The following is a 13,212-nucleotide window of genomic DNA, read 5'->3' as shown; positions in this document are numbered from 1 at the left end:
CGGTCACCAACTCACCTGGAACGGACGGAAGGAGAACAGCAGCCCCTCGCGGTGGGCGCCCGCCATGACCTCGGCGACGGCGTCGACGTCCTCGGGTCCGGTCGCCCGGCGCGTGGGGTGGAAGCGCCGCAGCAGCCGCTCCAGGCAGAGCAGGAGGACGGCCGGTGAGCGCAGGGCGGGCGCGAAGCTGTCGCGTCCGCGCAGGTAGAGGTGGACGCAGGCGGCTGCCGCCGACACGGCCGCGTACTGCTTGGCGAGGTCGTACAGCTCGGCGGACTGCCCGGCCTGCCGGCCCTGTTCGGCGAGGAGTTTGGCGTGCTCGTCGGCGAGGCGGTGCACTTCGTCGGCGAGCTGCCCCGCGGTGTCGGCGCAGCCGGCCAGCCATGCCGCCTCACGGCCCTGCGCTTCGTCCGCCGCCCGGCGCAGTTCGGCGACGGCCGAGCGGAGGGCGAGTACGGAGTCGTCGCCGCCGCGGCTGAAGAGCTGCTGCGCGGCGGGCTCGTAGGGGTCCATCGGGTGGGCCGGGTCGAAGAGCCGGGTGGTGGCGGCGACCGCCTCGGCCACGGGGGCGGGTTCCTGTGCGACGGCGTTCGCGAGCAGGTTCTGGAGCTGCAGGGCGATGTTCTTGAGGTTCACCACGGTGTTGCCGTCGGCGAAGTTGGAGATCGCGAAGTCGCGCAGGACCTTCTGGAAGATGCCGTGGCGGGGGTGGTCGCGCAGGTAGTAGCGGGCGCCGAGGACGGTGGTCAGCCGGGAGAGGGTCTCCTCCAGCAGGGTCGGCACGAAGTACTTGACGACGGAGGACCAGATGCTGGCCTGGGCGGGGGCGAGCTGGAGCGAGCGTACGGCGCCGGTGGTGAGTGCGTCGGCGATCAGCAGCTCGGCGAAGCACTCCGCCAACTGCCGTTTGGAGTACGGAACTTCGAGTACCGTCCCGCCGAAGATGACACGGCGGGAGGCGAAGTCGAGGGTGCTGCGCAGGGCGGTGTCCACGCAGCTCATGGCAATGCTGGAGATCGCGACGCGGGCCAGCTGACTGCTCTTCAGGGCGACTTCGAGCCCTTGGCCGACCCGTCCGACGAGCGCCGAGTCCGGCACGAAGCAGTCGGTGAGCCGCACCCCGCTCATGTCGAGGCCGCGCAGCCCGTGCAGCGGCTCGTCGCGCAGGTGCTCCAGCTGCTGCGCCGGGATGCCGGCCTTCTCGACGGCGAAGACCGAGTACCCGCCGGGCCCGCCCTTCTCCGAGGTACGGGCGAAGACCATGACCGTGGCGGCGACGGTGGCGTTGCCGATGGTCCACTTCTCGCCGCTGAGCAGCCAGCCACCGTCGGTACGCCGGGCGACGGTCTCGTTCGCCAGTACGTCACTGCCGTGCCGGCGCTCGGACAGCCCCCAGGCCAGCTTCCTGCCCTCGCGGATGGCGTCGGCGAAGTGCTGCCGCTGCTCGGGGCTGCCGGCGATCCACACCGGCATATAGCTGAGGCTGGTCAGCACCATGGCGGTGGCGGAGGTGGGGTCGCGGCGGCCGACGAGGCGGTAGAGGTTGAAGCCGTCCTCGACATGGACGGCCCTGCCGCCGTTGGCGGCGGGGACGATCCAGTCGTACAGGCCCCATGCGGCCAGGGTGTCCACGAACTCGTGCGGGTACTCCTGGCGTTCGTCGAGGTCGAGGATGCGCGGGTACGGCATGGGGCCGCCGGCGTCCCACGGGTCGCCGAGGTACCGCTCCAGGTCCGCCATCAGCGCGGTGAGGTCGGTCATGTCGTCTCGTCCTCCTCGGGTGCCGGTCCGTCGGACAGCTGGACCGGGAACGCGGTGAACAGGAGCCGTGCGCGATCGAGCGAAGTGAGCGCGCGGGCCGCGGGCGCCAGATCGGAAGCCGCCTGCCGGGGATCGCGCCCCTCGGCCAGGGCGACCAGCACGGCCAGAACGGCGATGAGCCACCCGGCCCCGGCGGGCTCCTCGCCGTACAGACCGCGCTCGGGGTGCGCATACCAGGCGAGGGCGGCCGCGGCGGCCGTGTACAGCAGGCAGCACCTGTCGGCGAGGTCGAGCAACTCGGGCGAGGCCCCAAGACCACGGGACCGGTCGCGCTGGGCCTCGGCGGCGGTGGCAAAGGTGTCGGCGAGGGCGGTACGGACACTGCGCACGAGGACGGCGGCCCGGTCTTCGCCACGTGCCATGAGGTCCCGCGCGAGTTCTTCCGCCTGCGCCGCAAAGCCGAGGAGCACAAGGTCCTTGGGCCGCGCGGAGAGGTCGAGCGCCCCCGGATCGAGCCCGGGAAGCGGCTCACCGAAGGCGAAGAGGGCGTCGAGACCGGCCGGGGTCCCGGAGCCGGAGACCGGTTGCTCCGGGCCCGCGGGCACGGCTGGAGAGCCGGATCCGGCTGCGGGGAGCTCGGGCATGCCGTCAGACTCGGCTGCGGGCCTTGCCCAGGGGGCGAACGTCGGGGCGTAGCCCGGGAGTTGCAGGGCCACCGCGCGCAGGACGCCGAGCGGGCTGGTGTCGATCGACTCCACGACGGTGTTGTCGCGCTGGGCCTTGTCGACGACTGCTCCGGGGCCGTGGGCCAGGACTCCGCGGGCGCCCAGCAAGGAGCGGGAGCGGGCCACCGTGGAAGCCGTCAGGCGGGTGGCCACGCGCTTGACGACCGACGAGCACAGGCCGAACGTCGCCGGTGAGAGGTGGGCGTAGCGGGCGGCGGTCAGGGAGAGGAGGTCCGCCGCGAACAACTCGGCTGCGGCGACGGCCAGTTCGCGGGAGCCGTGGGCGGTGTCCGCGACCCGGACGCCGCCGATCCGCCGCCCCCGCGTGAACCGCAGGGCCGTGCGCAGCGCCGTGTCCGCCGTCGCCACGCAGGCCGCCGTACTGAGCAGCCGTACCACCTGCTGAGCCCGCATCGCGCCCGCGAGGCCGCCGCCCAGGTCCCCGATCACCGCCTCCTGCGGTACGGGAGTGCCGTCGAAGGTCAGGTCGGCGAAGTCGATGCCCCGCATTCCGGTGACGGGCTGCGCGGGCTGCCGCCGTACACGGGGCATCTCGCCCGGCCCCAGCAGTACCGCCGTGAACGCTGCCGGGCCGCGCTCCCCCGTGCGGGCCACCACGACCGCGGCGTCCGCGGTGGCGCCCCGGCCGACGAGCCATTTGCGGCCGGTCAGCCGGAAGCCGCCGTCCCGCGCCGGATCGAGGCGGCACTCGCCCGCCAGGATGTCGCTGCCCGAGCGTTCCTCGGAGAGCGCGAAGGCGATCGTCCGTCCCTCCTGCACCCAGTCGGCGACGGTCTTCGCCTGCTCGGGAGTGCCCGCCGCGAGCACCGTCATCACGGCGGAGCAGGACAGCAGGGTGGCCGGCATGATCGCGGCATCGCGCCGGGCCGCCACCCGCACCAGCAGCAGGGTGTCGTCCAGGCCGCGCAGTGCGCCGCCCAGCGACGGGGGCAGATGGGCGAGCGGGAAGTCGACGGAGTCGAGGCGGGCGGCGAAGGCGTGGGGGAAGTCGCCGCGGTGGTCCCGCGCGACACCGGCCGCGAAGCCGTAGACGTTGTCCGTCCGCCAGGGGTCGCCGAGCAGTTCGTCGAGGAGCGCCGCGGCGGCGAAGGGGGCCGTCATGGCCGTACCTCCAGGGCCGGGTCGGGCTGCGGCACCGGGTAGTCGGCGATCGCGGGTGAGAGCGCGAGGCCCGCTGCCCGCAGCATGGACAGGCGCTGGTGGAAGGCCGCACCGGTCATGATGTGGCGGGCGACGTCGGCGACGCGGCGGTTCCGCGGGGCGGCCAGATACGTGCCCCGGACCCAGGAGTTGAAGCTGCCCATCGCGGGGCCGCACCAGATCTGGTAGTCGACCGCCCGGTCCGCCTCCCCCGTCTTGGCCCAGCGCGAGGCCATGCCCAGGTACCAGCGGAAGATCAGCGCGGCCCGCCGTTTGGGGCTGGCGGCGGCGCGGGCGAGCTGGTCGGGGTCGCGGCGCTCGAAGTAGGCGACGGTCTCCGCCCAGACGTCCTCCAGAGGGCGCCGGAAGAGCTGCTTCTCGATACGGGCGCGGGCCGCGGCCGGGATCGCGTCGATGCCGTCGTGGTCGCGGTAGAGCTCGTAGAGGAGCCGGGCGCGCATCGGGAAGAGCGTGCCGCGCTTGAGGACCTGGAGCTCCACGCCCATCTCGAACATGTCCGCCGCGGGCGCCATCTCGAAGTCCGCGAGGTCGGCCTGGGCCAGCATCTCCTTGACCTGCGCGGAGGTGCCGGCCTCGACGCAGGACTGGTTGACGGAGCCGGTCACCACATAGTCGGCGCCCATCGCGAAGGCCGCCCAGGCCGCCTCGGGCGTGCCGATGCCGCCGGCCGCCCCGACCCGGATCCGCACCGGGTATCCCAACTCCCGCATCAGTCCGTCCCGTTGCCGGATGATCACCGGCAGCTGCGCGGGCAGCGGGCGCCGGTCGGTGTGCCCGCCGGAGTCGGCCTCCACGGTGATGTCGTCGGCGAGCGGCACCCGTTCGGCGAGCCGCGCCTGCTCCGCGGTGATCGCGCCCTCGTCGAGCAGCGCCCGCACCATCGGCTCGGGCGCGGGCCGCATGAACAGCTCCGCGAGTTCCGTACGGGAGATCTTGGCGATGACCTTGTTGTCGGCGACGACCCCGTGCGGCCCACCGGCCCGCAGCCCGGCCAGCCGGTAGCGCACGATGTGCGGGGTGAGCGCCAGGAACGCGGACGCCTCCACACACGGCACCCGGTGCTTCAGATACAGGTCGACCGCGGTGCGCTCCAGACGCTCCTCGCTGGGGCTGTGGATCAGATTGCAGGCGTACGGCAGCCCCGGGATCTCGGCCGCGAAGCGCACCAGCGCCTTCTCCACGGCCTCGGGCAGCAGCCCGGCCGCCCCGTAGGAGCCGAGGTAGCCGGCCCGGGCCATGGCGATCACCAGGTCGGCGGAGGCGATGCCGTTCGCCATGGCGCCGCTCATGTACGCCTCGCGCACCCCGTACGCCTCCAGGAAGGCGGCGCTGCCCAGTCGTTCGGGCCCGAGCGGCGGCACGGCGGCGACGACCTCGTGCTCTCCGCCGGGCCGCACGCCTCCGCCTGCGGCGGCGCCGAGGCCGTAGGGCCCGCGCAGGATGTAGACGGGCTCGTCGAGGCGCATCAGCGCCTCCTGGATCCCGGTGTCGCCGACCGCGGGTGCGACAGGTCCACTCCACCGCGGCCGAGGCTGTTCGGTGCTCATCAGTACGTCTCCTAAGTCCTGCCGGGCAGCGCCCCCGAGGGGGCGTGGGGAACTGCGCCCCGCGGAGCGCTCAGTCGTGATGGATCTCGATGCCGAGGTCGCCCAGGCGATAGATCCGCAGCGTCGACTTCCAGACGTGGGCGTCGCCCAGCAGGACGATCCGGCCGGGTTCGCGGCGGATCTCCTTGATGTGGACGTCGAACTCCATGTCGGGGTCGGTGCGCAGGATCTGGCCCCGGTAGCTCCAGGTCGTGTCGACGCCGGTCGCGAGGGCGAAACGCGGGTTGCGCAGACCGTCGGTGAGGCCGGTCTCGACGGCGTACACCTGCATGCCCTGCAGCAGTGCCTCGACGCCGAGGGAGCCGGGCATCACGGGGTCGCGGTGGAAGTGGCAGGAGAAGTACCACTCGTCGGGCCGGATGGAGCGGTGCCCGCGCAGATATCCCTGGCCGTGTTCTCCGCCGCCGGGCAGGATGTCCACCCATTCGACGAGGTCGAGGTGGCCGCCGGCCAGCCGCGGGCCGCGGCGGGCGGTCTCGGCGGTCCGGAAGTCGCGCAGGTCGATGCGGCGGGTGCCGGACGGCCTGGCCGGCTGCGTGTCCAGCCACGGCAGCACGTGCTGCCCCTTGTCGAGGCCGACCTGGTGGGCGAGCGCCTTCTCGTTGAAGTAGCCGAAGAGGGACTCGCCGGTGTAGAAGACCTCGCCGTCGCAGGAGAGTTCGTAGGAGAAGTTCTGCAGGATCGAGCCGGGCATCCGGTCGCTGGACAGCAGCGTCGAGCGGTGCTGGACGGTCTTCCCGCGCAGGTCGACGTCCTTGACGAGGGTGGCGTGGCCGTCCAGGTTGCGGATGCTGAACTGCTCCTCGGGAAAGGGCAGGGTGGCGCCCAGGTAGTAGCCGAGGAGGATGGCCGCCTGGAGGCTGGACTCCATGTAGACGCAGTTGGGCATGGACGGGTGGCCGTTGTCGGCGTAGTACCAGGCGTCCTCGGGCGAGTCGTACTCGGTGACCATCACGGCCCCGCGCTTGAGCGTGCCGCGCGTGCCCTCCAGCTTCATCACCCGGTCGACGAACAGGAAGTCGCCGTTCGGGATGTACGGTGCGCGGCTGTCGGCGTAGATCTCGAACTCGGGCCCCATCGCGATGGCGAGGTCGCCTTTCGCCGCGTGCGCCATGTGGAACTCGTTGAGCAGCGCGGGCTCGCCGGTGGCCGGGGAGAGCCGGCCGAGGAAGTGCGGGACGGTGCCCGCGGTCTCCGGGCGGTAGGGCGTGCCGGGTTTCTCGCGGAGGCGGATGCCGAGGCCGGTGACGCTGATCGAGGGGGTGCCGTCGCGCAGCACGACCACGTCCGCGACGAGCGAGGGCCGGGGCAGCAGGGTCAGTTCCGTGATGTCGATGCGGTATTCGATACGGGCGTTGCGCGGGGTGATCTGTCCGCGCACCTTCACCTCGGTCCGCAGGTCCGGCACCGGCTGGAAGCGGGCGTCGGGGAGGGTGAGGTGCAGGCCGAGGGAGAGCGCGTAGGTCTCGAGGAGCTGTACGGCTCCTTCGGCGACGAGGGATCCGGCGAGCACCGGGTCGTCGGGGAAATGGCTGGTGAAGTACCAGGCGTCGGGGGCGAGTTCCTTGACGGCCTCGATACGGCCGAGGCCGTGGCTGCCGCCCTTGCGGTCGAGGACGGTGACCTCGTCCGCCATCAGCAGCGGCCGGGTGGGCAGCCGCAGCGAGGTGTTGCAGCCGGGGGGCTGCCGGTGGCCGGGGCCGAAGACCTCGGCGATACGGCCTTCGGCGAGAGCGTCGAGGTCGGCGGAGGTGAGCGAGGTGCGGTGGGTGGTGGCGAGCGGCTTGAAGGCCGTACGCCCGGGGTCCGCGGCCGTCTTGAGACCGGGGGCCACCCGCCCCTGCACCAGGCCCGGCGAACTCTCCAGCTCCTCATCGGTGAAGAAGCCCGCGCAGGCGTTGTTGAGCTTGAGGATGAGCTCGCCGTCGGCGTAGCAGTCGTAGTGGAAGAAGAAGAGCAGGGTGTCGCCCTGGCGGACGAACTGGTCGATCCAGATGTCGTAGCGCAGGGTCTGCCCGGTGCGCGGCAGGTCGCCCAGGAAGCTGAGGCTGCTGTCGAGGAGGCGGTAGACGCGCTGGCCGCGGTTGGTGAAGTCCGCGCCGAGGTAGCTGATGAGCAGGAGGTCGCACTGGCCGGCCTCGATGGTGACGGCGGGCGGGACCTGGCCGTCGACGGCGTACCAGGCGTCCTCGGGCACGTCGTACTCGGTACGGATGAAGGACGGCTTGAACTCCCCTGGTTCCGCGTCGAGTTGAGTCACACGTGTGGCGAAGAGGTAGGGCGGGGCGGGGAGCCGTACGCGGCGGTCGTAGCCGTCGATGCGGGTGAAGCGGGGGCCGAAGACGTTGCCGACCTTGCCGACGGCGAACTCGAGGAGGTCGTGTTCGTCCCAGACGACACCCTCGGGTTTCGGCGGGCGCGGTGTGGCTGCCGGCGCGGCCTGTACGGACGTCGAGGCGGACAGCACGGCGGTGAGCTCCTCCCGCAACTCCCGCTGGGCGTCCAGGACTTCCTGGTGCGCCTCCAGGATCTCGGCCCGCAGGCTGCGGACCAGGGTCAGGGTGGCCGCGTGGTCGTCCGGCTGCCGCGGCTTCTCCGGTACGGGCAGCGGGGCGCCGAAGATCGCCGGGCGGGGCGGCACATCGGCCCGCCCGGTCTGCGGGGACGGCGCCGAAACCGCGTCGGCGGGGAGCATCGTGATCGGTTCCCGCTCCAGCGAGAGCGCGGGTACGGACGGACCGTCGGGGCGGGTCGGCATCGCGGTGTCCCATTCCGTGGCGTGGAATGCCGTGTCAGGCAGTTCCGGGGCTTGGTCGGGGGCCCCGGCGGTCACCGGGACGGAGGCTGACGCACCGGGCGGGGCGCCGGCGGTCACTGCCGGCACGGGGTCCGGCAGGGGCGAGACGGCCGCCGAACCCGGGGCCGCGGCTGCGGGCCCCGGCACGGGGGCACCACCGACCGGCACCGACGGCACGGCACGGCCTCGCGGCACGGCTTCCCTGCCCGGCGACGCGGGCGCCACCGGCAGGGGGGCGTCGGCGGCCGAGACGGCCGCCACGGCCGGGACGGCGGCTCCGGGCCCCGGCACGGGTGCGCCGACCGGCATCGAGGAGACGGCAGGGGCCTGCGGCTCGGCTCCCCTGCCCGGCACGGGTGCTCCGGCGGGCGCCGGGGCGGGGGAAACGGCCGCTGCGGTCGGGGGCGACCCTGCGGCCGCCGGCACGGGGGCACTACCAACCGGCACCGACGAAACGGCACGGCCCAGCGGCTCGGCTCCCCTGACCGACGCGGGTGTCACCGGCAGAGGGGCGCCGGTGGGGGCCGGGGCGAGTGAGACGGCCGCCGAGTCCGGAGCCGCCCCTGCGGGGCGCGGCACGAAGGCAGCAGCGGCCGGCACCGACGGCGCGGCTCCCCTGCCCGACGCGGACACCACCGGCACGGGGGCGTCGGCGGGCGCCGGGGCGAGCGTGGCGGCCGGGGCGGGCGACTGCGGGGCCGCACCGTGTTCTCCCCGCTCGGCGCCGCCCATGACCGCGGCGGCGGGCACCCGCCGTACCGCATCCAGCACCGGCGCAGCCGCCTCCCTCACCAGGGGTGCCACCGGTGTGCCACCCACCGTGAAGGTGCGCAGGCCCGGCGCGGGCCGGTGTGCTGCCGTGCGGGGGCGGAACGGGGTCAGGTCGACCGGGACGCCGTGGGTGGCGAGGCGGGCGACGAGGCGGGCTATGTCCGTGGCCCCGCGGGCTCCCCGGCGGTCGACGGGAACCGAGAGGTGGAGGTCGTCGCCGAGCGTCTCGTGGATCCAGCGGGTGCAGGTGCTGGAGGGGCCGACCTCGATGAAGCAGCGGAAGCCGTCCTCGTAGGCCCGTCGTATCAGACGGGGGAAGTCGACCGTCTCGCGCAGGGTGACGGCGATGTTGTGGGCGACGACGTCCTGGTCGAGGGCGCCGACGGGAGCGTAGTGGCGGCTGCTGTAGAGGACGAGGTCACCGACGTCGCCGGTCGGGTAGCGGTTGAGGTCGGCGAGTTCCGAAAGTACGCCGTCCACCACCGGGCAGTGCATGACGTGGTTGGCGGGAGAGCGTGCGCTCTGGCAGCCCAACTCGTCGATCAGGTCGCGGCATTGGGCGGGGTCGCCCGCGACGACGACCTCCGTGGGTGTGTTGACGTGGGTGATGAAGACGCGGTCGTGGCGCTGCACGGCGGCGCGGACGGCGTCCGCGGGCGCCAGCAGTACGTGCGTCGCCCAGACCTGCTGGTCCGGCACCTCGTCGCCGATGCCCCACAGCGCCCGTACGGTCTTCTTCGGGCCGCGCAGCCGGTCGACGAAGAGCGGCGAGGCGTCGATCTTCGTCGTCGCCCGGGCCTCCTTGATCCAGCCGCCGGTGGCGAACAGCATGCTGCTCTCGCCGAGGCTGTAGCCGAACGCCCCGTGCACCGGCACCCCCAGCACCTCGCGCACCAGGTCGGTGGAGAGCAGGGCATAGCTGGTGCCGACAGCCAGCATCAGCGGGATGTCCTCGATCAACTCCGCCTCGCGGCCCATGAGTTCACGCCGGTCGAGCGGCCCCAGGGCACGCGGGTACAGCGCCGCCGAGCGCAGCATCTCCGCCGGCAGTTCGGCCTGCGTCTCGAAGCGCGGCAGGAGTCCGGGGAAGGCGCGGAAGAGCGAACGACCGAGGCCTAGATACGAGTTGAAGGCACCCGGGTAGACCAGTGCCGTCTTCGTGCCCGGCCCGCCCGCCGGACGGGCGGCGAAGCAGCTCCCGGAGGGCGAGATCCACTCGCCGCCCGCCCGGTACACCCCGGGCAGGTCCTTGGCCGCCTGGTCCAACTGCCGTACCAGCCCTGCCGTGTCGTCGGCGACCAGTACGGCCTTGAGCGCGGCGGGCCGGTCCTCGGCGAGCCGCGCCGTCCAGTCGGCGCCGCTGTCGACGGCGTCGCGCAGTTCGCCCAGCCGCCGCATCAGGGTGTCGATGTCGTCGGCGCCGACCGGTACGACGAGGCTGCCGCCGGAGCGCACCCAGTCGGTCGCCGCCACCTCGCCGCGCGTCTGCGCGCCGCCGAGCACCACATGGGCGTGGCTGCCCGCACTGCCGACGACGCTGACACCGGCCGTACGACGTCCTTCGCGGCGCTCGCGGAGCCAGGGCCGCGAGTCGCCGGCGAGGAAGAACGCGGACCCGGCGAGACGGGCGCCGTCGACGCCTTCGGGTGCGACGGGCTGGTAGCCGTAGTGCAGGCACAGCGCGGCCCGGATGACGGAGGCGAGCGCGGAGGCACAACCGGTGTCCCCCACCGCGGAGTCGACCGCGCTGACCGCGGTCCGCAGCGCCCCGCCGGCCCGCTCGGCGGACCACACGCGGCTGAGTCCCTCCAGCGTGCCGTCCTGCGCGGCCCCGGCCTCCACGAGCTCGACGTCGGCCGGTGTCACTCCGGCGGCGGCGAGGGCCTCCTCGGCCGCCGCGGCCACGAGGTCCGGCGCCGGCCGGGGGTCGAGGGTCGGCGAGTGGTGGACGGCGAGGGCGTCGACGGTGGCGTACACCGTGCGCTCGGGCGGGACGGAGCCGGGCCGGGTCACGACGACGGCACCGGCGCCGTCACCGAGCACGCTCCCGGGCGCCAGCAGCTCCCGGGCCCGCGTGGACTCCGGACCGGCCGCCAGGTCGACCGCTCCGACCAGGACCGCCTCGATGCTCGGGTCGAGCAGCAGCAGCCGTGCCGTGTCGAGGGCGTCGACACCGACGGCGCTGTCGGAGGAGACGGTGAAGGAAGGGCCGGTGAAGTTCCACAGGGAGGAGATCCGCGCCGCCATGATGCTGCCGATGTAGCTGAGGACCTCATTGGCCTCGATGGAGTCGTGGATGCCGTCCCGGGCGGCCCGGGTCAGCGCGGCGAGCTGCTCCGCCGTCGGCTCCAGACCGGCCGCGGCCGACCAGGCGGCCAGCTTGCGCCCGAGCGCGTAACGGGCACCGTGCCCCTCGGCGCTCGGCTCCATCTCCATGCCGAGGACGACGGCGACCCGCCGCCCCTTGGCCGCGTCCTTACCGCCGGGGCCGGGCCGCTCGTACCCGGCGTCCTTCAGGGCCTCCTCCGCGACCCGCATCATCAGCAGGTGCTGCTGGTTGAAGTGGTCGAGGTCCTTGGGCGGGATGCGGTAGGAGGTGGCGTCCACCTCGAACCCGTCGATGTACGCGGCCCGCGGGGCCCCGCCGTCGCCCAGCGTCTCGAACCCGCGCCATCGGTGGGACGGCAACTCCCGTACGGTGCCCGTGCCTTCGTATCCCGCCCGCTCGAACTCGTCGAGCGTGGTGAAGGACCCGAAGTGCGCGCCCATGCCGATGACGGCGAGGGACTGCGGTGTCCGCCGCTCGGTGCCGTCGTCTTCCACGTCCGTCTCGGGGCCGGACAGGACGACGTGCGCGTTGGTGCCGCCGAAGCCGAAGGCGGAGACGGCGGCCCGGCGTGCGCCGCCGGTGGCGGGCCAGGGCGTGGGTCCGCGTACGACACGGTCCGCGACCGTGCCCGGCAGCGGCTCGGCCACTCCGATCGTCGGCGGAATGACTCCGTGTCCGAGCGCGAGGACGACCTTCACCAGGCTGCTCATGCCGGCCGCGGTCAGCAGGTGCCCGATGTTGCCCTTGACCGATCCGAGCAGCGGGGTACGCCCGAAGTGCCGTTCCACACCGTCGAGTTCGGTTCGGTCGCCCAGCGGGGTTCCGGTGGCGTGGCACTCGACGTACTGGATGTCCTGCGGTTCGACACCGGCTTCCCGGTGGGCGAGTTCGTATGCGGCGAGCTGGCCGCTGACGTTCGGGGCGAGGAGGTGCTTGCCGGGGCCGTCGTTGCCGAGGGCGACGGCGTCGACGACGGCGTACACCCGGTCCCCGTCCCGGCGGGCGTCGGCGAGCCGCTTGAGGGCGACCATGGCGGCGCCCTGCCCGGTGATGATGCCCTTCGAACGGGCGTCGAAGGGCTGGCTGAAGCCGTCCGGCGGGTAGGCGTGCAGATCGGAGAAGGACAGGTGGATGACGGTCGGGTCGGGCGCGCAGACCCCGCCGGCCAGCATCAGGTCGGCGCGCCCGGTGGCGAGTTGGGCACAGGCGAGCTTGATGGCGTACAGCGCGGAGGAGCAGGCCGCGTCGAGGGTGTGGCGGGGGCCGCCGAGCCCGAGCGCGGCGGCGACCACATGAGCGGGCAGCCCACCGGGCCACAGATTGTGGGCCTCGGCCCGGGCGCCCAAGGGCCCGAGGCGGTCAGCTTCGGACCGGGTGTCGAGCGGCTCCTGCACCGGACTGCCGCCCCGGTCACCGGCCGGGCCTGCGCCCAACCACCCGAGGTTGTCGGCCTCGGACGGCCCGAGGTGGCGTGCTTCGGGCCGGGTGTCAAGCGGCCCCTGTGCCGGGCCGGCGGTCCGGTCACGGGCCGGGCTGCCGTCCGCCGCACCGGACGGCAACCCGGCCGCGGGGAAGCCGGCCGCCGCGAGGCCCTCGGAGACCGCGGCGTCCCACAGCTTCCCCGCTGTTCGGCCGGAGGCCGGGGTGGGGAACGGGTAGTTCCCGAACACCACCCCGGTCCTCCGGCCGGCCGCCCGGCCGTCCGCGGCAGCGGGGGATACACCCGCGTCGGCCAGGGCGTCCCCGGCGACCCGGAGCGCCCAGTGGAACGAGCGGTCCAGGCCGGCCAGGTAGTCGGCGGGCAGCAGGTACTCGGAGGGGTCCAGGTCCGGCGCGGCCTGGAGGAATCCGCCGCGCGTGCAGTAGATGCGGTGCCGGTCCTCGCCGTCGCCCTCGGCGAGCGGATCGTGTCCGAAGATCCGCTCACCGCCCTCGGTGCGCGAGTCGACCGCGCCCATCAGGTTGCTCCAGTAGGCGTCGGGCGTGGCCGCCCCCGGGAAGAGGCAGGACAGTCCGACGATCGCGTACTTGCCCATGACG

4 protein-coding genes are annotated in these 13,212 nt (G+C 73.5%); all 4 read right to left on the bottom strand.

The annotated features are described in order from the left end of the window. Positions 1–3 precede the first annotated feature (3 nt). Positions 4–1,761, bottom strand: a complete 1,758-nt coding sequence (locus ABT254_RS09385; RefSeq protein WP_351466008.1) for an acyl-CoA dehydrogenase family protein — start codon at positions 1,759–1,761, stop codon at positions 4–6. After that, on the bottom strand, positions 1,758–3,608 hold the full coding sequence (locus tag ABT254_RS09380) for an acyl-CoA dehydrogenase family protein (protein WP_351466005.1): 1,851 nt from the start codon (positions 3,606–3,608) through the stop codon (positions 1,758–1,760). The genes ABT254_RS09385 and ABT254_RS09380 overlap by 4 nt, the downstream gene beginning before the upstream one ends. Further along, entirely contained in the window at positions 3,605–5,215 is a 1,611-nt protein-coding gene (locus ABT254_RS09375; RefSeq protein ID WP_351466002.1) for a PfaD family polyunsaturated fatty acid/polyketide biosynthesis protein, read from the bottom strand. The genes ABT254_RS09380 and ABT254_RS09375 overlap by 4 nt, the downstream gene beginning before the upstream one ends. Before the next feature lie 70 nt (positions 5,216–5,285). Beyond that, entirely contained in the window at positions 5,286–13,208 is a 7,923-nt protein-coding gene (locus tag ABT254_RS09370; protein ID WP_351465999.1) for a beta-ketoacyl synthase N-terminal-like domain-containing protein, read from the bottom strand. Positions 13,209–13,212 lie beyond the last annotated feature (4 nt).

Source organism: Streptomyces sp. NPDC001137 (assembly GCF_040298885.1).
Classification (GTDB): domain Bacteria; phylum Actinomycetota; class Actinomycetes; order Streptomycetales; family Streptomycetaceae; genus Streptomyces.
This window is presented reverse-complemented; position numbering and strand designations above follow the sequence as displayed.

Coding starts and splice junctions, on each gene's coding strand:
- ABT254_RS09370 (WP_351465999.1), bottom strand. CDS start 13,208: ATGGGCAAGTACGCGATCGTCGGACTGTCCTGCCTCTTCCCGGGGGCG.
- ABT254_RS09385 (WP_351466008.1), bottom strand. CDS start 1,761: ATGACCGACCTCACCGCGCTGATGGCGGACCTGGAGCGGTACCTCGGC.
- ABT254_RS09380 (WP_351466005.1), bottom strand. CDS start 3,608: ATGACGGCCCCCTTCGCCGCCGCGGCGCTCCTCGACGAACTGCTCGGC.
- ABT254_RS09375 (WP_351466002.1), bottom strand. CDS start 5,215: ATGAGCACCGAACAGCCTCGGCCGCGGTGGAGTGGACCTGTCGCACCC.